This is a genomic window from Nocardia sp. NBC_00881 (genome assembly GCF_045207455.1).
Classification (GTDB): Bacteria; Actinomycetota; Actinomycetes; order Mycobacteriales; family Mycobacteriaceae; genus Nocardia.
Genome location: NZ_CP108798.1, coordinates 2,883,390 through 2,906,435 on the forward strand (window position 1 = coordinate 2,883,390; position 23,046 = coordinate 2,906,435).

General features: G+C 67.7%; 11 protein-coding genes. 8 read left to right on the plus strand and 3 right to left on the minus strand.

What is annotated here, in order from left to right; all coding sequences use genetic code 11:
• The first annotated feature begins 67 nt into the window (after positions 1–67).
• From OH799_RS11410 to OH799_RS11425, 4 genes are all read left to right on the plus strand, one after another.
• Complete coding sequence (locus OH799_RS11410; protein ID WP_406279046.1) at positions 68–451, plus strand: hypothetical protein; 384 nt, start codon at positions 68–70, stop codon at positions 449–451.
• 695 nt (positions 452–1,146) lie between these two features.
• Positions 1,147–1,668 carry a hypothetical protein gene (locus tag OH799_RS11415; protein WP_406279049.1) on the plus strand — a complete coding sequence of 174 codons (522 nt, stop codon included), beginning with the start codon at positions 1,147–1,149 and terminating at the stop codon, positions 1,666–1,668.
• 126 nt (positions 1,669–1,794) lie between these two features.
• Positions 1,795–7,812, plus strand: coding sequence for a MobF family relaxase (gene mobF, locus OH799_RS11420; protein ID WP_406279052.1), 6,018 nt, complete (start codon positions 1,795–1,797; stop codon positions 7,810–7,812).
• A gap of 145 nt (positions 7,813–7,957) precedes the next feature.
• Positions 7,958–8,266, plus strand: coding sequence for a hypothetical protein (locus OH799_RS11425; protein WP_406279055.1), 309 nt, complete (start codon positions 7,958–7,960; stop codon positions 8,264–8,266).
• Positions 8,267–8,268: 2 nt separating this feature from the next.
• Here the strand turns inward: OH799_RS11425 and OH799_RS11430 are convergent, their stop codons facing one another.
• The 3 genes from OH799_RS11430 to OH799_RS11440 form a co-directional block, all read right to left on the minus strand.
• Positions 8,269–8,751 (minus strand): Fur family transcriptional regulator, encoded by a 483-nt coding sequence (locus OH799_RS11430; RefSeq protein WP_406279058.1) that lies wholly within the window; start codon positions 8,749–8,751, stop codon positions 8,269–8,271.
• A gap of 65 nt (positions 8,752–8,816) precedes the next feature.
• Positions 8,817–9,431 carry a class I SAM-dependent methyltransferase gene (locus OH799_RS11435; protein ID WP_406279061.1) on the minus strand — a complete coding sequence of 205 codons (615 nt, stop codon included), beginning with the start codon at positions 9,429–9,431 and terminating at the stop codon, positions 8,817–8,819.
• A 35-nt stretch (positions 9,432–9,466) separates the two neighbouring features.
• A complete protein-coding gene (locus tag OH799_RS11440) occupies positions 9,467–10,558 on the minus strand; it encodes an aldo/keto reductase (protein WP_327150589.1) in 1,092 nt (363 codons plus the stop codon).
• A gap of 46 nt (positions 10,559–10,604) precedes the next feature.
• Between OH799_RS11440 and OH799_RS11445 the strand changes: the two genes are divergently transcribed.
• From OH799_RS11445 to OH799_RS11460, 4 genes are read left to right on the plus strand one after another with little or no spacing between them, the layout of a single operon-like run.
• Complete coding sequence (locus OH799_RS11445; protein WP_406279065.1) at positions 10,605–14,531, plus strand: amino acid adenylation domain-containing protein; 3,927 nt, start codon at positions 10,605–10,607, stop codon at positions 14,529–14,531.
• On the plus strand, positions 14,518–15,012 hold the full coding sequence (locus OH799_RS11450) for an OsmC family protein (RefSeq protein ID WP_327150591.1): 495 nt from the start codon (positions 14,518–14,520) through the stop codon (positions 15,010–15,012). The genes OH799_RS11445 and OH799_RS11450 overlap by 14 nt, the downstream gene beginning before the upstream one ends.
• Positions 15,009–22,262 (plus strand): condensation domain-containing protein, encoded by a 7,254-nt coding sequence (locus OH799_RS11455; RefSeq protein WP_406279068.1) that lies wholly within the window; start codon positions 15,009–15,011, stop codon positions 22,260–22,262. Before OH799_RS11450 ends, OH799_RS11455 begins: the two co-directional genes overlap by 4 nt.
• Entirely contained in the window at positions 22,259–22,981 is a 723-nt protein-coding gene (locus tag OH799_RS11460; RefSeq protein WP_327150593.1) for a class I SAM-dependent methyltransferase, read from the plus strand. Before OH799_RS11455 ends, OH799_RS11460 begins: the two co-directional genes overlap by 4 nt.
• Positions 22,982–23,046 lie beyond the last annotated feature (65 nt).

The window sequence follows — 23,046 nt, forward strand, 5'->3', positions numbered from 1 at the left end:
GGTTCGCCGTGGCTGCCTCGCGCCCACGGCGGACCGGTCCACCACCCCAACCTCAGGAGCCCACGTGATGCACCGACCCCCGACCGGCCTGCGCCGCCTCACCCGAGCGTTGCGCCGCACACTCACACGACACCGACATGCCATCACCGTGCGGGTGTTCCTCAACCGCGCCCCGCACTCCATGCTCGACGGCTACACCCCCGCCGCGCCACTCCTCCTCGCCTACGAGTACACCGTCCCCGCCGGACGTGCACCGGCCGACGCGGTGATCCTCGAGCGCGCCTTCGCCGCGTTCAACGAGCACCCCGAGCACCCCGCCGACTCGGCCCACGCCGACGCGTGGGCCGACAAATGGTTGCGGTCGCTGTCGGTCGGCGACGTCGTCGCCATCGATGACCGCTACTACGCCTGCCACTCCGTCGGATGGACGCGCATCACCGCGCCCGCCTGAACCTCCGCTGCGCCGACGACGTGGTACGGGATCCCCACCACCGGTCCCGTACCACCAACCGCACTGCCACATCCACAGGACACCATTCCCCTCCCACACCATCTATCCGCACTTATCCACATCCACCCACACACCTCGCCCCCACTCCTACCTACTACACTTCTCCACACCTCACCTTCTCCTCTCTATCTCTTTTCTCAAGCACACCTCTTGCATCGAGGGTAACTTTCCGGACTATCGCCGGAAATGTGACAACTTTGCGGTAGCCCAGGTGGACTGTCGAACGGTTGCCGCGAGACGCTTGTGCTGACCTTGGGTTGGGTCGCTGACATGTCCCGCATCGCCGCTGTCGATGACAGTCGCTCCGCGAGGCGACGATGTCACCTTTCCGTTGACGATCTGGAGCGGATCCTTCGCAAAGATCCCTGGGTCTGCTGGGTTGGTTCTGGCCGAAGGTGTGCGGCATCTCGATCAGCCGGCGGCGGCGTTCCAGGGCCAGTGGACCGGCTTGATTCGGGGATAGGCAGATGACCAAACCCTGACAGGCACAGTCCAGGGAGTACCTCCAAAGCAACTGGTTACCGTGTACATCTGCGGTGAACTCTTCGCGGAGCGGCCAGATTCAACGCCCACACCCGGATACGCTAGTCGTGAAGCGCATCACGAATCGTGTTGCGGCGCAGGGGGTAGCAAACATGAGCACAGCTGTAGTGGCCGCAGTGACAGCCATCCTGGGCATCGCCGTCGGCCGGTTATGGGACAGCCGAACAGAGTCTGCGCGGTGGCGCCGCGATCAGAAGACGGCCAGCTATCAAAGCTTCGCCGAGCAGTTCCAGGCACTCAACGAAGTTCTCCGAGTACTCGCGACAGCAGATCCCACCGCCGATTCCTACGCTGACCGGGTCGAACGGATCAGGCTCGACGACTTCAAGGGATGGGACAGCGCCTTCACCTCGGTCTGGCTGCACGGGTCAGCAGAAGTCGTGGCCGTGGCAACCCAACTGGACCAGGCAGTAACTGACCTCTTCTACCGCGCGCAGGAACGGCAACTCGTCATCGACGAATGGAAGCAGGCCAGAGTTCCCGCACGTCAAGCGTTCGAACGGTTCATCGCAGCCATTCGCGACGAACTCCGCCTCCCTCCCGCTCCAGTCAGGTTCTTCCCCCACACCCAACCAGGACGCGACATCCATAACCGGCCACAACCGACCGAGTAGTCCAGGTCACAAGATCACTGCCACACCAACACGTTTCGGTAACGACCAGGGCATTTGCGACATTTATATATAAATAGGGAGATCACCGCCCTGGAATCGATCATCAAACGGGCGCTTGATGGATATGTGACCGCGACCATTCATAAAGTCGTGGCAGGCAATGGATATCAGTATTACCTGCGTAATGTGGCCGCGCAGGACGCCAGCTCCCGTGGTCGTTCCAGCCTGGCCGACTACTACTCCGCCCACGGCGAAGCACCCGGGCGCTGGCATGGCACCGGCTTGCCCGCGCTCGGCATCACCGCAGGTGACGAAGTCACCGAAGAACAGATGAAATCCCTGTTCGGGCTAGGTCGTCACCCCAACGCCGACCTGATCGAAGCCGAAGTTTACGACGAACAGATCCACCTCGGTGCCAAACACAAAGATGCTGCACGCGCAGCCGATCAAGCGACCCGTTTAGGCAACCAATTCCGTATTTATGACGACGTTTCCGAGTTCCGTAAACGGTGTGCGGAAGCGTTCGAGCAACACAATATTGCGCACGGGGCAGACCCGCACGACGCCATTCCCGATGCGGAACGGGCACGGATTCGCACCCGTGTCGCGACGGGAATGTTCACCGAACAGTACGATCGTGCGCCCCTGGATGATCGGGAATTGTCGGGGTGGGTGGCACAGAACTCGCGCCCGAACATCACCGCGGTCGCGGGTTTCGACATCACCTTCTCACCCGTGAAGTCGGTGTCGGCGCTGTGGGCTCTTGCGCCGCGGCCGGTCGCGAGCAAGATCGAGACCGCGCACCAGCGTGCGGTATGGGACGCACTGTCGTGGCTCGAACAGCACGCGATCTTCACCCGATTGGGTCGCAACGGTGTGCGCCAGGTCGATGTGGAAGGCGTAGTAGCGGCGTGGTTCACCCACCGTGACTCCCGCGCCGGGGACCCGGACCTGCACACCCATGTGCTGATCGCCAATCGCGTGCGCACCCTTGATGGCCAGTGGCGCACGCTGGATGGCGCCGCGATCTACCAGGCCGTGGTCACCGTGTCGGAGATCTACAACACGCGTTTGGAACACCACCTCGAAGATCTCGTCGGCGTCGAGTTCGCCGAACGCCAGACGGAGGATCCGGCCAAGCGCCCGATCCGTGAAATCGTCGGCGTACCGGCGCGGTTGAACGAAGCATGGTCGCGGCGCGAAGCGGCGATCAAGGTGCGCTTGGGTGAGCTCGCCACGGACTTCCAACATCGGTTCGGGCGCGAACCGGTCCCAGGGGAGATGTACGAGTTGGCACAGCGCGCCACCCTGGAAACCCGCCCGGCCAAACACCAACTGCGGTCGCTGGCCGAACAACGCCACACATGGCGGGCCGAGGCGGTGGCGTTGCTCGGCGGCTTGGAGGCGTTGTCGCGGATGGTCGTGGCGGCCTTGAATCCGGTGCGTGCGCCCCGTGTTGCGGTGTCCGCGGAGTGGATTGCGCGGACGGCTGGGCAGGTGCTGGAAGTGGTGTCGGAGCATCGGTCGACGTGGCGGCGCAACAATGTGCGCGCCGAAATCGAGCGGCAGGTGCGCGGCCGCATCCGAGGCCAAGACTGGGAACAGGCCACCGACGCCGTCCTGACCGAAGCACTCTCCTCGGCGCAGTCGATCGAACGCGGCGACCCCGATATCGCTGACGAGCCCGAATTGCACACCGTGCCCGAGCTGTTGCGTCGTCGCGACGGCTCCAGCGTGTACACGTCGTCCGGCTCTGCGCTGTACACCTCGGCGCGCACATTGTCGGTGGAACAGGCGCTGATCGAGCTGTCGGTGCAGTCCGGTGCCCGGCAACTCTCACCCGACCTGGTGACGGCGGCGGTCCGCAACTACAACACTGCATTTCCGGATCGGCCGCTGAATGCCGGGCAGGTCAGCGTCATCAAAGGCTTCGCGACGTCGGGGCTGCGGGTGCATACCGCCAACGCCCCGGCCGGTTCGGGGAAGACGACCGCGATGGCCGTGCTCACCGATGCCTGGCACGCCAGCGGCGGGCAGGTACTCGGCCTGGCACCTACCGCATCGGCCGCCGCGGTGCTGGGTGAGTCGATCGGCGCCCGGGTGGAGACTGCCGACAAGCTCCTCGACGTCGTCGCGCGTCACACACCGCGCCCTGACAATCCTGCTTTGGAGCGCGAGGTCCCGCCGTCGTTGCCGGAGTGGGTGCTGCAGATCGACTCCGACACGTTGGTGATCGTGGATGAGCATGTCAAGCTCGGCAACCTCAAGCGCCTTCGGCTGCTGCAGTTTCTGGCCGATCGCGGGGCGACGGTCCGCTGCACCGGTGACGATCACCAGCTGCCCGCGATCGAAGCCGGCGGCGCGGACGCCGACATGAACGCCACCGCACCCGAACACACCCTGACCCTCACCCACGTCGTACGGTTCGCCTCCACCGCCGAGGCGACCGCGAGTTTGCAGTTACGCGAAGGCGATCCCGCCGCTCTCGGTTGGTATCTGGACAACTCACGTGTGCACGCAGGACACCAGGACGCGACCCATGATGACGCCTACACTGCCTGGGTTACCGACCATCTCGCCGGCCGCGACAGCATCATGCTGGCCCCGACCCATGAGGTGGTGACCGCGCTCAACGCCCGCGCCCGCGCCGACCGCATCGCCCGCGACAGTGGCGAAGTGGGCGCGGAACGCGTGCTCGCCGACGGTCTCGCGGCCTCGGTCGGTGACACGATCCGCACCTGCCGCAACAACCCGCGACTGCGTCTCGGCGCACGTGATTGGGTACGCAACGGCTACACCTGGACCATTACTGCCGTCCACGACGACGGCAGTCTCACCGCCACGCACCTACGTTCCGGCGGAAAACAGGGCGAGTGTGTGCGTCTTCCCGCCGAATATGTGGCAACGCATGTGCGCCTCGGGTACGCGACGACGATCGATTCCGCGCAGGGAATCACCGCCGATACCTGCCATGTCGCGCTCACCGGATCCGAGTCGCGTCAACAGCTTTACGTCGCGATGACCCGCGGCGTACACGCCAACCATGCCTACATCCCTACCGCGCTCGATGGCAGCGAAGGCTCCTTTTGGAGCGAACCGGCGGTGTTTCCGCGCACCGCGGTCGAAGTGCTGGTGCGCATCCTTGGCCGCGACGGCGCACAAAGATCCGCGCACACCCAGCTGCGCGACGCACTCGACCCGCGCACTCGGATCGGTCGCGCACTCGATATCTACCTCGACGCGATCGGCGTCGCCGCCGAACACGCCCTCGGCCCCGACGGCCTGGATCGTCTCGACGCCGCCGCGGAAGCGCTACGACCGAACCTCACCGACAGCCCCGCCTACTCCGTGCTACGTCAACATTTGGCGACCATCGCACTGTCCGGTCGCGACCCCATCGCCGCCCTGCACACCGCCGCCAGTTCGCGGGAACTCGACAGCGCCGATGACGTTGCCGCGGTATTGGATTGGCGTTTGGACCCTTCTGGTGCCCACTCCTCCGGCACCGGACCGCTGCTGTGGACACAAGGCATACCTCGCGGGCTGCGCGAGGATCTCGATTCCACCCAACTTGCCGCGCGCGCTCGCATCGTCGCCGACCTCGGATCCCAGATCCGCCGCGACGTTCAGTGGTGGACTCCGGTGACGGCGCCGCACTGGGCCCTCCCTCTTGTCGGTTCCGATCCTGGGCTACTCGGCGAGCTTGCGATCTGGCGCGCCGCGCTGCACGTCGACGACCGCGATATGCGGCCCACCGGTCCGCCCCGCTACAGCGCGCTCGAACGCGGCCACCAGCAGCGGCTCGACGCGCGGGTCGCCGACGCGCTCGGCGATACGCGTCTGCCGGTCAACAAATGGGCTGATACTCTTGCCCGCCTGGACGCCCGAGTCGTGACCGACCCGTATTGGCCGGTCCTCGCCGACAAGATCGAGGTCGCCTCCCGCGCCGGAATCGACATCGCAACCCTCCTCGCCGCCGCCGCACACCGGCCGCTACCCGATGAGATGCCTGCCGCCGCGCTGTGGTCGCGCCTGGAACTGGAACCGTCTGCCCTCGATACCGGCCTCGGCCACCGGAACCTGCGCCCGGGCTGGATCACCGACCTGCGCGCCGTGCTGGGTGATGACGCTGCCGACCGTGTCACCGCCGACCCGGCCTGGCCGCGCGTTGTTGCCGCGATCGACCGCGCCACCGGCACCGACTGGACACCGCAACAACTGTTGGCCACCGCCCACGAACTCCTCGCCGGCGCCCAACCCGACGGAGCAACCGGCCTGCGCTCCGACCAACTCGCCAGCGCCCTGGCCTGGCGCATCGACGCCCTTCTGCACCCCACCCCGCGCCATGACGGCCCTACCGGCGCCGAACCACACTCCGCCACCCCACCGGAACCCACCACAGCCGGTCCGACACCGGAATCCGGTCCCGAAGATCACCGCAGCCCACACGTGGTCCCTGAACCGGCACAGACCCCAGAATGCGAGCGTGAACACGCCCACACCGACGAACTTGCCGACGACCTCCCCGAGGGTATCGGTGAGGTGGCGCAGCTGTTCCACACCGGCCAGATCACCGCTGCGGTCGAGGCGTTCGGCGACCTCATCGATATCGCCACCGACGACCAGCGCACGATCCTCGCCGATATCGCGGCAACGCTCTACCGCTACAGTTTCCCGGTCGCCCGCGCACGCTTGCGGTGGGCCGGTGAACGCTTTCCGCAGCACCGAGCACTTATCCAGGCGTGCATACCGACCGTCGACCCGCACGTCTACCAACCCGATACCGCTCGCGCCGAACCGGTCTACCGGCGCGACCGGCGCCACGAAGCCGCCCGCGACCACCATGAACACACCGACCCGGCCGCACGCCGCGACCCGCTAACCGACGCGCAGATCCAGGCCCGCCGAGCCGAGCAGGGCTACCACGACACCCGCGCTGACGTCGACGACCAGCCCTACGATGACGTGATTCCCGACGGCGTCATGCATCACTACTACCGCCCGGTGCTGCCCGAGGCCCGCACGACCTACCGCCCGCTCGACTACGACCTCGCTGCCCTCCCCGAAACCCGCGGGCTCGGCTGCGTGGCCTGCGGCCTCGAACGCTCCCGCACCGACACCACCCCCATGCCACCGCGCCGTGCCGATGACGGGCTATGCGGCGATTGCCGCGACAGCCACGAACCCGCCATCCCCGACCATGATCCCGTCGACCACATCACCGCCCGCTGCGACCACATCGCCGCTACCAGACCCGCTTCCGCTGCCCGCGCGATGCTTCGCCGCGACTGGCGCGCCACCGGCAACTCGGCGCACCGGGCAGCGATCGAAGCCTGGATCCGCGACCACCCGCTGCCCGACACCGCGCAGGAATCACACTCCCACGACTCGACCCTCACTGATACAGCAGCGGACAATCTGCTGTTCGTGCTCACCGACACCCAACTCGACGAACACATCGAGGAACTGCACCAGCGCCTCACACTCGCCGACACCGACAACTTCCTATTCAACCCACCCCAACACACCCCAGACAGCGAACCCGACACCGACAATCTCATTCGCCACCACAAAGCCGCGCAACAGGCGATCCGCGACGCCCGCACCGCCGAACAACAACTCCACGCCGCCGCGAAAGCCGTCCACGCAGTCGCGACCGAACTCGGTCAGGCCCGCACCGCCCTCGACACCACACCCGGCTACCGCCGCGGCCAACGCCGCCAACTCCAAACCCGCATCGACGCCCTCATCGCCGAACAAACCCGCCGCAGCCGGGATCACAGCACCGCACGAGCCACCGCCCGCAAAGCCAACCGCGACGCCATCCTGCTTGCCGGAACAACCGACGGCTGGGACCAACTGCTGGACACCGACCCCGAATACACGCCCGACGCGCATAGACGCGGCACCCACGCGCGGGCCGAGGCCGACGAGGAAGCCCGGACCCGGATCGCCGACATCAATCGACAGCTGGAGCAGCACCGCGCCGAACAGCACCGGCGCCACGCCCTCAGCCCCGCCCAGCTCTCGCACGAGCAACAACTCCGACAGCACACCGAACAGGCCGACAACACCGACCAAGTGGTCACCCACCCGGAAGCCGAGCCCTTCAATCGCCAGCCAGACGATAACCTCGGACTATGAGGCGCAGGACCCTTCGATCGCAACAACCCCGAATACAGCAAGTTCGGTGGTAGGCCGCGCGGCTAGGGTCGCCGGGCATGGACAGGATCGCCATCGTCGGCTGCGGTGGCTCCGGTAAGACCTACCTGCCCGGCAACTCGCGACGGTGCTCGATCTCGCCCTCACCAACCTCGACGCCATCTTCTACGACCCCAGCTGGAAGCCTCTGCCGCAGCGGGAATTCGCCGACCACCAACGCCAGTTGGTCGCCGCGCCGCGATGGCTGATCGAAGGCAACTACGCCAGCACGCTGCCGATCCGGATACAAGCAGCCGACACCGTCATCTTCCTCGACCTGCCCGCGATCACCTGCCTGCTCGGCGTTCTGCAACGCCGGTGGCGTTACCGCGGCGGCCAATACTCCGAAGACGGTATCCACGACCGCGTCACCTGGAGCTTCATCCGATTTCACTGAACTTAAAGATCTTTCGGTAATTCACTGGTCGGCCGTGCGTCGGCCGGGGGACTACTTGTACAACCCGGGCACAGGCCGTACAGCGCGACTCGGTGATGCACCTGGGTGTAGCCGTTCCGGCGGGCGAGACCTGCGAGGTCCTCTTCGAGTCGTGTGTCGATGAAAGATCGTGACCGCCGGCACCGCCGGCACAGTAGGTAATATCGCGGATTCTCGCTGTCGGCGAGCCGGTACAGGACGGTGTTGTCCTCGTCGTACAGGGTTGCGACAAGGTGGTCGGTGGCCAATTGGTGCAGCACTCGGTATACGGTGGCCAGCCCGATATCCACGGTGCCGGCGCGGCGGATCACGAGGTACACCTGCTGTGCGCTCAGACATCGGTAGTCGTCTCGCAGAGCGGCCAGCACGGCTTGTTGTTGGGGGGACCAGCGTCGCGGTCGGAGGGGCCGGCCGGGGTATGTTGCCGGCTCTGCCAGGTTCTGCATCCGTGATTTCCGTCGTTCGTGGGTTTCGCCGGGCCGGGCACGATGGGCGCGCCCGGCCCTTCGGATCAGTCCGGTCGGGTGGCCGTAACGATCTGGAAGATGTTGTCCACCCGCCGAACCCGCGGCGTGCTCAATCCGGCGGCTTCCAGCATTGTGCGGAGTTCGGAGTCGGAGTGGAAATGCGCGCGCCGGGCGACAGGTGGCGGCATAAGTGATCGCGGAGGATCAGGTGCGACCGTGTGCAGGACCACGCGGCCGTTCGGCCGGAGAACGCGATGCAGTTCGGACAGCGTCTTCGGTGTATCGACGAAGAAGAGGATGTTCATCGCGGTCACGCAGCTGGAGTGCTGGTCCGGCAACGGTATCGCCTCGGCTGTGCCCTCGAGGACTTCGAGCCGATCCTCTCGGATGGCTGCGTCGTTGCGCGATCGGGTGAGCGCGACCATATCGGCGCTGTGGTCCACCGCGGTCATCCGGCAGCCGCTTTCGAGTGCGCGCGCGGCGAAGGTGCCCCCGCCGCAACCCACCTCGAGGAGGTGGTCGTCGGCGGAGAGGTGCAATTCCGCGAGCGTGTCGTGGAAGATTTCGTGATGGGACTTCATATCGCGCCACATCAGCCGGGCCAGCGGGCCTCGAGGTCTGCGCAGCAGGCGGTCGGTGAACAGATCGAATAATGCCAACGTGGTTTCCTGTCGTGATCGGGGTGGGAGGGAGTTCAGCCGAGGGGGCCGGGCCGAACCGGCATATCGCCGAAGATGCTCCGGCGGGCCATCGGGCGGGCGAGTACGTTGTGCGGATATCCCGGCGCGGCGACGGACGCATCGTCGAGACGGACGAGATGGTGGTCTTCCAAGATCAAGTTCAATGCGCCGAGGCTGTCGTCGAGCTGCGCGCGCGTCCGGGCGCCGAGGACTGGCGCGGTGACCCCGGGCCGATGCAACAGCCAGGCGAGGGCCACCTGCGCCGGTGACCGGCCGAGTTGCCGGGCGACCTGAACTACGGTCGCCGCGATGGACAGTGTCCGTTCGGTGAGACCGCCGTTGGCGTCGATCAGATCTCGGCGGGTATGTCCCAGCATCGGTCGACGGGATTCCGCGGGTAGGTCGGCCTCGGTGTACTTGCCGGTGAGTACGCCTCCGGCCAGTGGCGACCAGGGGACCACGCCGAGACCCAGCTCGCGCGCCATCGGGAGCATGTCGTGTTCGGTGGTGCGTTCGGTCAGGTTGTATTCGAGTTGCACCGCGATGAGCGGTGTCCATCCGCGCAGATCGGCGATCGTCTGCATCCGTGCGATCTGCCAGGCGGGCGTGTTCGAGATGCCCATGTACAGGACCTTTCCCGCGCGCACCAGATCGTCCATGGCCCGCAGGATCTCCTCCGGTGGGGTGAGGTCGTCCCACATGTGCAGGTAGAGCAGGTCGAGGTAATCGGTGCGGAGCCGGCGTAGCGCGGCTTCGACGGAGGCGATCATGTTCTTGCGGTGGTTGCCGCCGGAGTTCGGGTCGGTCGGGCGCCGCAGCAGGGTGTACTTGGTGGCCAGGACGAGCGACTCGCGATCGGCGGCGGCGAATTCGCCCAGCCATTCCTCGGCGGTGCCGTTGGTGTAGTTGCCTGCTGTGTCCAGGAAATTGCCGCCCTGGGTGAGGTAGGTGTCGAAGATGCGCCGCGCTTCGAGCTTGTCGGCTCCCCAGCCCCAGTCGGTGCCGAAGGCCATCGTGCCCAGTGCCAGCGGCGAGACCCGCAACCCCGATCTGCCCAGGGTCCGGTAGCAGTCGAGCGCATTCCCATTGTTGAAAATCGTTGTCATTGTCGTTTAGCGTAAGCGCGTTGAGTTCGCCGAGCAAGGGCTGGAGATGCCGACAACAGAAGATGAAGTGCGGCGATGTGCCGCGACAGTTCTGGGGATGGATGCGAACGGCATCACAGGCCACCTTCCGTTGCAGGAATACGGGTTGGACTCTTTCCTCGCGGCGCGTCTGCACCTGCGTCTGGCCGAGCGGACGGGAATCCGGGTACCACTGGAGTCGTTCGTGGGAGCCACCGTCGGGTCGCTGGCCGCGGAGGTCGACAAGCGCCGCGACGGCGCGGGGACCGTGCAGCCCGAGATCGGCCTCGCGGTGTCAGCGCCGGCAACCGAGTCGGTGACGGAGGAGGAATTGACCGCCATCCAGGCCTCGTACTGGGTGGGCCGGGAAGCGGGTATGCCGCTCGGCGGGGTCGCCACCTTCTATTACTTCGAATACGACCGCGATCCCGCCCGTTTCGTCACCTCGGACCCGCACGCCGAGATCGCCGCGCTGGAAGCGGCATGGAACCACGTGGTGGCCCGGCACGATATGTTGCGCGCTGTCGTCACCGACGACGGTCGTCAGCGGGTACTGCCACCGGGACAGCGGTACCGGATCGGGGTCGGCGATCTGCGCGGCTCCGCCGACGACGCCGCCGCGGCGCTGGCCCTGTTACGGGATGAGAAGTCCCATCAGGTCCGCGATTGCGCGGTATGGCCCCTCTACGACATCCACGCGACGATCCTGCCGTCCGGTGCGCTGCGGCTGTTCATCGGCTTCGACATCATCGTGCTCGATATGGCGAGTTGGAACCAGCTCATGTGGGAGTGGGGTGAGCTGGTGGCCGACCCCGAGCTCGTCCTCCCACGCCCTTCGACGTCGTTCCTGCGAATTCTGCGTGATCGTCGCACCACCGACGAATCGCGTCGCCGGCGCGATCGCCTGTACTGGCAGGAACGTCTGCCGGCGTTGCCGCCGGGACCACGACTGCCCTATGCCGTGGCCCCGGAGACCATCCACCGCGCTCGCTTCCGCCGGCACGAGGCGCGATTGGCGCCGGAGCACTGGTCAGCGCTCGGCACGGCCGCGAAAAAGCGCGGTCTCAGCCCCACAGCGGTGCTGCTCGCGGCCTTCGGGGTCACGTTGGCGCGGTGGGGAGCCGACGAAGCGTTCTGCCTGAACACCACGCTCTTCGATCGCCCCGACAGTGTGGAGGCCGAGGGAGTCGTCGGAGATTTCAGCACCACCGCGCTGGTCGAGATCCCCGAGGTGACCCCCGGAGAGTGGCAGGGCTTCGCCGAGTTCGCCCGGCGAGTCAATTCACGCTTCTGGGCCGACCTGGAGCATCGCTCGTACAGCGGCGTCGAGGTGCAGCGCGAGCAGGCCGCCGACCTCACCCCGCGCTACCCCGTCGTATTCACCAGCGGTGTCGGGCTCGGTAGACCCGACGGCCCGGCCGCGGGCTGGTTGGGTGACGAGACGTTCGGGGTATCGCAGACACCGCAGGTCACCCTCGATCACATCGTCTGGGACGAAGCGGGCGGGCTGCGACTGGCCTGGGATGCCGTCACCGAGGCATTCCCACCGGATTTCGTCACGCGGATGCTCTCCGCCCACGAACGCCTGCTGCGGCGACTGGCCGAGGACGAGGACGCTTGGGACACAGTCGACCTCGGCTGGAACCCCCACTTCGAAGGGGTGCGAGCACTGCCGGACGGTCTCGGGACAGGGCTGCTCGTACAACCGCAGCACCACCGGACCGCACTGCGGCCGGATGCCACCGCGGTGGTGACCACCGCGGGATCGCTCACCCACGGTGAGCTGGCTGCCCGGGCGCGCGCGGTAGCGGGCAGGCTCCTCGCAGCCGGTATACGTCCGCACGATCGAGTGGCCGTCGTCGCGGCGAAGTCCGCAGAACAGATTGCCGCCGTGTACGGGACATTGTGGGCGGGAGCAGTGTTCGTGCCGGTCGAACCGGACTGGCCCGCCACGCGGATCGCCTCGGTCTGTCGCCGGGCCGGAATCGCGCACGCCCTGGTCTCCGGCGTCGTGGAGCTTCCCGAGGGCGTCAGGGTCCATCCGATCGACGACCTGCCCGCGGCGGTCACCGTCGCCGAACCCATAGCCGTCGCGGACAGTGATCTGGCCTATGTCATCTTCACCTCCGGATCCACGGGGGAGCCGAAGGGTGTCGCGATCGAGCATCGTGCGGCACGGACCACGATCGACGATATCAACGACCGCTTCGGTATCGGCCCGGACGACCGGGTCCTGGCACTGTCGGCGCTCAGCTTCGACCTATCGGTGTACGACCTGTTCGGTGTGCTCGGGGCCGGAGGGGCGCTGGTGCTTCCGGACGCCGACCGGCTGCGCGACCCCGGCCACTGGTGCGAGCTGGTGGGCGCCCATCGCGTGACGGTGTGGAATACCGCACCGGCGCTCGCCGAGATGCTCGTCGAGTACGCCGAGGCCGATCCCGCTGCTGCGGCGCGGCTGAGCTCGCTGCGGGTGCTCCTGCTGTCCGGTGACTGGATACCGCTGTCGTTGCCCGAGCGGCTCCGCGCGGTGATCGGCGATCACGTGCGAGTGATCAGCCTCGGCGGTGCGACCGAGGCCGCCATCTGGTCCATCTGTCACCCGGTGCAGGAGGTGCGGTCCGAATGGACGAGTGTGCCGTACGGCAGGGCGTTGCGTGAGCAGTTCTTCCTGATCCTCGACGAAGAAGGGCACCCCTGCCCCGTAGGTGTCCCCGGCGAATTGCACATCGGCGGTGCGGGGCTGGCCCGCGGGTACGTCGGTGACGACGAGCAGACCGCCCAGCGGTTCATCCACCACCCGCGGCTGGACCGGCGGCTGTATCGCACCGGTGACCTCGGCAAGTGGCGGCCGGACGGAACCATCGAGTTCCTCGGCCGCGTCGACCGGCAGGTGAAAGTGCGCGGCCACCGCATCGAACTCGGCGAAATCGAGGCCGCGCTCGCCCGGCATCCGGCAGTGCGCCGATCGGTGGCCGCCGCGGTGCCGGGGGCAGACGACCGGCCGCAATTGGTCGCCTACCTGGTCGCCGGTGAAACTCCCTTCGATACAACGGAACTCGCCGAGCACACCGCACGTCTGCTACCGCGTTATATGGTGCCGTCCCGCTGGGTGACGGTCGAGGCACTGCCCTTGACCTCGAACGGAAAAGTGGATCACTCCCGGCTACCGAATCCCTTCCGGCGGTCCGGCGTAGAACAAGAGCCCGAATCACCGGACCGGTCCCGTCCGGATACACGGGAGACGACCCCCGACGGTGGGCCGATGCCCCCGCGCATCGCAGCGGAAGTGCAGGGGGCGGTGCGCTCGGGATTTCCCGTCGACACTGCGGTCACCCGGAACGCCGGCTCCAGAGGTTTCGCGGACACTCCCGGCATCGCCGCCGATTCGACGAACCCAACCGGCGACCACTGGCTGTTGTATGCGGCGCGCGAAGCGGAAGCACTGGGGCTGACTGTCACCTTGCGCCTGGAAGCGGTCGACGGGGCTACCGCCACTGTCGCCGGCGACTGGGTACGCCGGCTGCACACGGCAGCCACGGCGCACGGGGTGATCGCCGAGGCACAGGTGGGGGACACCGCCGAGCTCGTTCTGCGCCCTCCGACGACCCCGGTTTCGGCCGACCGTGTCCGGATCGAATCCACGGTCACCCAGGTCTTCACCGAGCTGCTCGGTCCCGAGCCAGCGACGACCACGCCGTTCCATGATCTGGGCGCCACCTCTCTCACGCTGGTCCGTGCTCACCGCAAGCTGCGGACACTCACCCCGCCGCTGACGGTGCCGGACATCTTCCGGCTCGGCACGATCCGGCGATTGGTGGACTGGATCGTCGAACACACCGCGCCGGATATCCCAGCGCGCGAGACCGTGACCATCGATCTCACCGGCGCCGCGGCCCGCGGACGCCGCCGGCGCGCACACCGATCGAATGCGAGGCTCGCCGATGTCGTTCACTGACACCGTGCACCGGCTGCGCGCCGCCACAGCACGCGCGGCCGACCGCAGACAACGGTTCAGCGCCCGGACCGAACACCGGCCGGGCACCCCTACCGAAATGCGGGTACGCGTCGGCCGGCACACGTTCGTGGTCGACGAACCCGTCCCGGCCGGAGGTACCGACGCCGGACCCGACCCGATCGGGTTGGCGTTGGCCGCACTCGGCGCCTGCCAGGCCGTGACCTATCGGTTCCACGCGGCGCGCCTGGGCATCGAGATCACCGCGCTCGCGGTGGATGTCGAGGCCGATGTGGACCTCGGTGGCGTGTTCGGGCTCACCGACCCGGCACAGCCCGAACGTATCCGGGTCCGCGCCAGGCTGGCCGGGCCCGACCCTACCCGTTATCGCGAGCTGCATCGGCTCGTCGAAGCGTCCTGCCCGGTACTGGCCATGACACGGGGCCGGTTGATCGTGGACTCGGAACTGGAGATCGAATCGTGAACGACGACAATGCCATCGCCGTGGTCGGGATGGCCTGCCGATTCCCGGATGCACCGGACCTCGCCGCGTATTGGGACCTGATCGCTTCGGGACGGGAGGGTTTGACCAGGTTCGACGATGCCGAGCTCGTCGCTCGGGGAGTGCCCGACGACCTGCGCGAGCACCGTAACTATGTCCCGGTCGGGGCGGTCATCGACGGCCAGGACCACTTCGACCCGGAGCACTTCGGCGTCGTCGGCCACGATGCCGCGCTGATGGATCCGCAATTGCGTCTACTGCTGGAATGCGCGTGGGACGCACTGGGCGACGCCGGTTACCGCGGTGGCGCGGGACCTGGCGCGGTCGGTGTCTTCACCGGGGCCTCCCGTAGCGACTACCTCGAACACAACCTCGTCGCGTATCGGACCGGCGCCGAGCGGGACCCGCTGGGTCGCCTCCAGGCGGAGACGGGTAACCTCACCGACTACTTTCCGCAGCAGATCGCCTACCGTCTCGGGCTGACCGGCCCGGCAGTAGCCGTGCAGGCCACCTGCGCGACCTCGTTGGTGGCGGTGCACGTGGCCGCGCAGGCGCTGCTGGGGGAAGAGTGCGATATCGCGCTGGCCGGGGGCGCCTCGCTGATCGTTCCGCAGGGGCGTGGTTATCTGCACGTGCCCGAGGCGATCTTCTCCGCGGATGGGCACACCCGGGCGTTCGGGGCGGACGGCACCGGGATGGTGCACAGCCAGGGCGTCGGCATGGTGGTGCTGCGCCGCCTAGCGGATGCCCTCGCCGACGGCGACCCCATCTATGCGGTGATCCGGGGCAGCGCGGTGAACCACGACGGCGGCGGTAAGGCGGGTTTCACCGCACCCTCGGCCGCGGGTCAGGCGCGAGCTGTCGCCGAGGCGCTGGCGGTCGCCGATATCGGAATCGATGCCGTCGATCTCATCGAGGCGCATGGGACGGCGACCGCGCTGGGCGATCAGATCGAATTATCCGCGCTGGCAGCCGTTTTCGGTGAGCGGACAGCGGCGGAACCGATCGCCTTGGGGTCGGTGAAGAGCAATATCGGCCATACCAACAGTGCGGCCGGTATCGCATCCCTGATCAAAACGGTGCTGGCGCTGTGGCACCGACGACTCCCGGCGACATTGCACGCGCGTCCGGCTCATCCGGAGCTGGAACGCCTCCGCGGGCTTCTCGAGCCTGTCGAGCAGACCCGGGACTGGCCGGAACGCGACGGCACCAGGATCGCCGGAGTCAGTTCGTTCGGCATCGGTGGCGTCAACTGCCATATCGTCCTCGAACACGGTCCCGGCCAGGACGGACAAGGCCAGGACGACACGCGCGCCCAGCTGCTGCTCGTCTCGGCCGCCGGGGAAGACGCTTGTCGCGCCCAGCTCGACCACGCTGTCACCGTCGCGGCGGCGGAGCGAGCCGACTACGCCTACACGGCCTCGAGCGGCCGACATCCGGATTCCGGTTGGCGGGGAGCCGCCCTACTGACGGACATACCCGCCGGCCCCCACCCGGCTGCCGTCGGCCAGGTACCGGACGGCCGGCCCGATATCGTCTTCGCTTTCCCCGGCGCGGGCGCGCAGTACCCGGGAATGGGTGCCGGTCTCTACCGTGACGAGCCGGTCTTCGCCGAGTGGATCGATCGGTGCGCCGAAGCCGTGCGGCCGGTGCTGGACTACGACATCCGCGAGATCGTCACCGGCCGTGCTGACCGGCGCGATGCCGACGATATCCGCTACGGTCAGCCCGCTTTGTTCGCCGTATCTCTGGCGACCGCGGCGACCTTGCGCGGTCACGGGATCGAACCGGACGCTGTGGTAGGCCACAGCCTGGGCGAATACGCGGCCGCGGTGGTCGCGGGTGTCCTCGATCCGGCCGACGCCGCCCACCTGGTGGCGGTGCGGTCGCTGGCGTTGGCCGCGGCGGTACCCGGTGCGATGCTGGCTGTCGCGCTCGCCGAGGAGGATCTGCGTACCGCGCTGACCCGCTATCCGGAACTCGCGCTGGCCGCGGTGAACGGGCCGACCGCGTGCGTTGTCTCCGGTCCCGTCGCGATGATCGACGCGTTCGCCACGGCGCTGGGGCGTGCCGCGATCCAGTGCAGCAGGTTGCGCGTCGACGCGGCGCTGCATTCACCGGCGGTGGCCGCCGCGGTCGAACCGCTGCGGGCGGCAGCTGCGTCCGTCGCGTTCGCACCGGCCACGCTGCCGCTCTACAGCACGGTGACCGGTCAGCGGGCCCATACGCTCGACAGCGCACACTTCACCCGGCATCTGCGGGAGCCGGTCCTGTTCGCCTCCGCCCTGCGGGCCGCCACGACCGCGGCCTCTACCAGCGTCGTCCAGGTAGGACCCGGCAGCGCACTCGCCGCGCTCACACGGCGCAACGAACTTCCCCGGCTGGCCAGGACGCTGACCACGCTGCCGGATGCCGGGGAGGGAACCGGATCGGACCGCGCCGTCATGCTCTCGGCGATCGGACAGCTGTGGTGTGACGGAGCGGATGTCGATGTGGCGGCGCTACACCGCCGGCGCCGGCGCGTTCGCCTGCCGGGCTATCCCTTCCAGCGCCGCCGTATCTGGATCGACCCGCCCACTGCCACCGAGGTGGCACCTGCCGGCCGTGGCGACCTCGCCGACACCACTGCCGCGCCGCCGACAGAGATCGTGACCGCCTCCGCACCGGACATCCGGCCCGACCTCGCGACGGTGGGCGCCCGAGCTTCGGACACCGCCGGGCACGAGCACACCCCACGGCCGACCATCCCCGCGCTGCCGGTAACGAACGGCGCCACGGCGGCCGCGGATCACGGCGACGTGAAAGAGCTCGTCGCCCGCGCGGATTTCGCGATGCCGGAGGAGGATGCCGTCGCCGCGCTGTGGGCGGAGACGCTCGGTGAGACGGTGGCTACCCCCGAGGCCGATTTCTTCGCGCTCGGCGGCACCTCGATGCTCGCCACCCGCATGCTGGACATTCTCAACGAGCGCGAACACACCGATATCCGGATGCGTGAATTGCTTTCGCACTCGACCGTGGCGGACTTCGCCACGTTGTTACGGGACCGTCGACCCGCTACGGCAGCCGGAACCGGATCACCGGTGCCCGCGGCGACAAGCGTCGATATTCCGGTGCCCGAGGCCCTCGCTATCCCGATTGCCGAGGACCCGACGTTCCCGCTCACCCGGGTACAGCACGCGTACTGGGTGGGGCGGTCGGGCGCATTCGGCCTGAGCGACGTGTCATGCCATATCTATCTCGAATACGACTGCACGGATCTCGACCTGGGCCGCTACGAGCAGGCGTGGAACCGGGTGATCCAGCGGCACGAGATGTTGCGCGCCGTGGTCACCGAGGACGGCAGGAATCGGATTCTGCCCGAAGTGCCCGATTTCCGGATCCGCCGGCACGACCTCACCACCTCGGCTCAGGAAGCACGGGACGACACGCTCGCCGAGTTGCGGCGTCGGCTGTCGCACCGGGTGCACCGGCCCGACCGCTGGCCTCTGTTCGATGTGCGGGCCGCAGTCCTGGACTCCACCACCACCCGGTTGTTCATCGGCATCGACGCGCTGATCTGCGATGCGGGTAGCTTCCTCGTCCTCGATCGCGACCTACGGATGTACTACACCGACCCGGCCTCGGTGCTGCTGCCGCCGCTGCCGACCCGGTTCACCGACTACGTGGCACATACCGAGGCCCGCGCCGATTCGGCCGACCGGCGCCGGGCGGCCGCGTACTGGCAGGAACGGATGGCCGAGTTGCCCGGCCCGCCGAACCTGCCGACGCGTACGCGCACCCAGACCCAGCCCTGGTTCGGCCGCCGGGAGGCCCGGCTCGCTCCCGCGCAATGGCAGCGGCTGCGCAGCCTGGCCGCCGAAAACGGTGTGACTCCGTCCGCCGTGCTGCTCACCGCTTACGCGGATGTGCTCGCCGCCTGGGCCGGGGACGACCGGTTCACCCTGGCCCTGACACTGATAGACCGGCCGGTGGCCCTGCCCGGTATCGACTCCGCGGTCGGCGACTTCACCACCCTGCTGGCCCACGAGGTGGACCGCGCCGGTGCGGGGTCGTTCACCGAACGCGCTGCGCGCACCCAGCGGCAGCTGTTCGACGATATCGATCACCGCGAATACTCGGCCCTGGATGTGCTGGCCGAACTGTCCACCCGCACCGGGCAGCGACGGCTGCTGCCGGTCGTGTTCACCAGCGCCCTCGACGTGGTCGAACTGGTCGGCGGTGCACCTGATCTGGAGTGGGCCGGCCGGATCGTGCACGGAGTGAGCCAAACTCCGCAGGTGTGGCTCGACCACCAGGCGTTCGTGCACGCCGACGGCCTGCAATTGCAGTGGGATGTGCTCGAAACCGTGCTCGAGCCCGTGGCGGCCGATACCGCGTTCGCCTCCTACGTGGAGTGGTTGCGCCGACTCGTCGCGGATCCGCAGGCGTGGACCGCCGCCGACGCCGGGGCCGCCCGAACGGGCCAGGACGAAGAGGTCACCGAGGTCGTCGGTGACATCTGGAATCAGGTGCTCGGCCTGGAATCCGGAGCGGTGCGCCCCGACTCCACTTTCGTGAGCCTGGGCGGTGACTCGGTGCTGGCGGTCCGGATGGCCACCATGGTCCGCGCCAGGCTCGGTGTCGCGGTCCCGGTGGCGGATCTCGTGGGTGATCTGTCCTTCGCCGAACTCGCGGTACTGATCGACGAACGCCGCGCCGGTATCACGGCTGCCGCCGTCGAACTGGCCCGTCAAGAAGATCCGAGCGCGCCGTTCCCGCTGACTCCCTTGCAGCAGGCGTATTGGGTGGGCCAGCAGCACGGGTACGCCCTCAGCTACGACTCGGCACACAACTATGTCGATTTCCGGCTCTCGGGTATCGATCCCACCCTCTTGGACACGGCGGTGCGTCGGCAGGTGGAGCGCCAGCCCATGCTCCGGGCGATCCTGCTTCCCGACGGTACCCAGCAGGTACTGCCGGACGATGATCCGCGACTGTCCGCGCTGCCCATCACGCATCTCGATATGCGTGATGCGAGCACCGGCGAGATCGATCGGCAACTGGCCCGTATCCGGGCCGCCCTGCAGCGTAGCGGTCCGCGGATGGATCCGTGGCCGTTCGCCGTGACCGCCGTCCGGCTACCCGGTGACGAGCTGAGCCTGCATATCGTGTGCAGTCTGCTCGTGGCCGACGGGTGGTCGGTGCAGTTGATGTTCACCGAGCTGTTCACCTATCTCGACGATCCGAACACGGTACTTCCACCACTGACCGCCCACTTCGGCGACTATGTCGAGACCATCGCGCGCCAGCGCGACGAGCCCGAGTGGCAGGCACAGCGCGAGTGGTGGTGGGAACGGATCGACGATCTGCCCCCGGCTCCTGCCCTGCCCTTCGCGGTGCCGTTCGACCAGGTGAGTCCGGAGGCACTGGAACGCCGGGAATTCCGGGTGACCGGTGAGCAGATGGCGGTCCTGCGCACACACTGCGCCGAATACAACATCACACCGACGGCCGCCTTCGCCACCTGCTGGACCCTGGCCCTGGCCCGGCTCGCCGGGCACCGCCGGTTCCTGCTGAATGTGCTGTACCTCAACCGGCTGCACCTGCCCCGCGATCTCGATCACGCCATCGGTCCCTACGCGGGTACCGTGCTGCTCGATATCGCCCTGCCCGAGCGGCCGACGTTCCTCGACGCTGCCCGGCATGTGCAGGAAGCCACCGCCACGATGCTCGACCATGGGCAGGTCGCCGGTGTCGAGGTACTACGGGAACTCGCCCGACGCCGACGCGATACCGCCCCGCAGGCACCGGTCGTCTTCCACAGCACCCTCGGGCTGCACCCACCGGGTGGCACCCCGGACACGGTCGAGGTCCGCCAGTTCTACCAGCGCGTGCGCACACCGCAGGTCGCCCTGGATATGCAGGTCTTCCAATGGGACTGGGACGATTCGGTGGCGGTGAATCTGGACGCCGTCGCGGAACTGTTCCCACCGGGCGTGCTCGACACACTGTTCGAGGACGTGTGCGACAGCGTGACCGCGCTCGTCGAACGGCCGGACACCTGGATGGCACCAGTAGACGTGCCTCAGATCGAACAACCAGCTCGGCGAGGTGACGACCCTGTTGTGGCTCCGGTCGGTGGTGCGCCCGCGACCGGCACCGAACAGGCCATCGCCGAACTCTGGCAGCGGATTGTCGATGTCGCCGGCGAAATCGACCGCGGCACCGACTTCTTCACCGTCGGAGGAGACTCCGTAAACGCCATCCGCATGCTCAACCGGCTGCGTGACGAACTGGGCCTGGTGGTGACGCCGCGCGAGTTCCTGGCCGATCCGACCTTGGCCGCCGTAGCTTCCGTGGCACGCCACGAGGCACCGCAACCGCCGGTTCCGCGTGACTGTCTGGTGCCGCTGCGCGACGGTACCGGCCGGCCGTTGTTCCTGATCCACCCCACCGGCGGCGATGTCCTCTGCTATCTCGACCTGGTACGGACGCTCGATACCCGCGGACCGGTGATCGGAATCCAGGACCCGGAGCTCGCCGGAGCACCGAGACCGGAAACCATCGCTGAAATGGCGCAGGTCTACGAAGCGGTGATACGTGCCGAGCAGCCGGCCGGCCCCTACCGCATAGGCGGCTGGTCGATGGGCGGAATCCTCGCCCACGAGGTAGCTCGGCGCTTGCGGGCCACTGGCGCGACGGTCGAGGCGCTCGTCCTGATCGACTCGAACATCGCCGACCGGATCCACCACGTCGACGGTGCCCGATTCTGGACGCGTTACCTCGGATCGCTCGCCGCATACCTGGATCTGGAGATCGGCATGGATATCGTCGATTCCGAGTTCGATCGCAGCCCCGACGAACAGCAACGCGCCGAAATCCGGAGAAGACTCGCGGCCGCCGGGCTCGTCGATCGCGCGAATCCGGCCGACCAGCGGCTCAAGGAAGACATCTTCCGCCGGCATCTGCGGGCACTCGGCAGTCATCACACCGGGGACCTGGACGGTGTCGGACTCGAACTGTTGCTCGTGCAGGCCGATGTTCGGGCCCCGCACAACTCCGGCGTCGGGATGGGCGTCGACGACTGCGGTGACCTGTCGGACCTCGGGTGGGCCGCATACACCCGCGTCGCCATCGACAACCGGCCGGTCGCGGCGCACCACTACGCGCTGCTGCGGCCACCGGCCGTCGCCACGGTCGCCCACTTGATCTCGGAAATGCTGTCCGGCCTCGACGACTCGGAGACACCGTGACCGACGACTATGCCGCGGCCGCGGAGTTCTACGACCTCATGGCCACCCCTTATGTGGCCGCGGTAGAACCGGTGCTTACCCGACTGCTGTCCGAGGTGGACACGATCGCCGGCCCCGTGACCGATATCGGGGCGGGCACCGGACTGTCCACTGTGCTCGTCGCCGAGGCCCTGCCCGACGCCCGGATCGTGGCGGTCGAACCGGCGGCCGCGATGCGGGCGGTGCTGCTGTCGCGATTGGCTGCCCGCAGAGACCTGCGCGAACGGATCACCGTGCTACCGAGCGGGTTCCTCGAGACCCCGCTGCCGCAGCAGTGCGCGGCGGTGGTGGCACTCGGAGTGATCGGGCATTTCGATACCGCCACCCGTCCGCGGGTATGGGCCGCGATCGCCGGTGCGCTCGCCGCCGGCGGTGACGCGGTGGTCGAGGTGCAGCGCCCCGGCGGGGTCGACGCCTCACCGGAACGGCGCTACACCACCGCCCGGGCCGGTGACCTGCGTTACGAGGGCTGGAGCCGAGCCGATCCGGTGGACGCGGAGTCACTGATCTGGCGGATGACCTACCGCGCCTACCGAGGTGAAGAACTGATGCAGGAGGTCCACACCGAACACCACGTCTGGCCGGCGGACGCCGATCGGCTGACCGCCGAAGCACGCACAGCCGGACTTCGTCGGGTCGACCTCGATGAGGCGACCGGTCTGCTGCGGTTCACCCGCTGATACCTGCACAGGACCCCCGTACCCCGGAGCCGCAGCCGCTCCGGACCACTCGAGCTACAGAGGAC

Bases quoted from the DNA above. Each gene is read 5' to 3' on its own strand.
- OH799_RS11430 (WP_406279058.1), bottom strand. From the start codon at position 8,751: ATGCAGAACCTGGCAGAGCCGGCAACATACCCCGGCCGGCCCCTCCGA.
- OH799_RS11415 (WP_406279049.1), top strand. From the start codon at position 1,147: ATGAGCACAGCTGTAGTGGCCGCAGTGACAGCCATCCTGGGCATCGCC.
- OH799_RS11440 (WP_327150589.1), bottom strand. From the start codon at position 10,558: ATGACAACGATTTTCAACAATGGGAATGCGCTCGACTGCTACCGGACC.
- OH799_RS11450 (WP_327150591.1), top strand. From the start codon at position 14,518: ATGTCGTTCACTGACACCGTGCACCGGCTGCGCGCCGCCACAGCACGC.
- OH799_RS11445 (WP_406279065.1), top strand. From the start codon at position 10,605: ATGCCGACAACAGAAGATGAAGTGCGGCGATGTGCCGCGACAGTTCTG.
- OH799_RS11410 (WP_406279046.1), top strand. From the start codon at position 68: ATGCACCGACCCCCGACCGGCCTGCGCCGCCTCACCCGAGCGTTGCGC.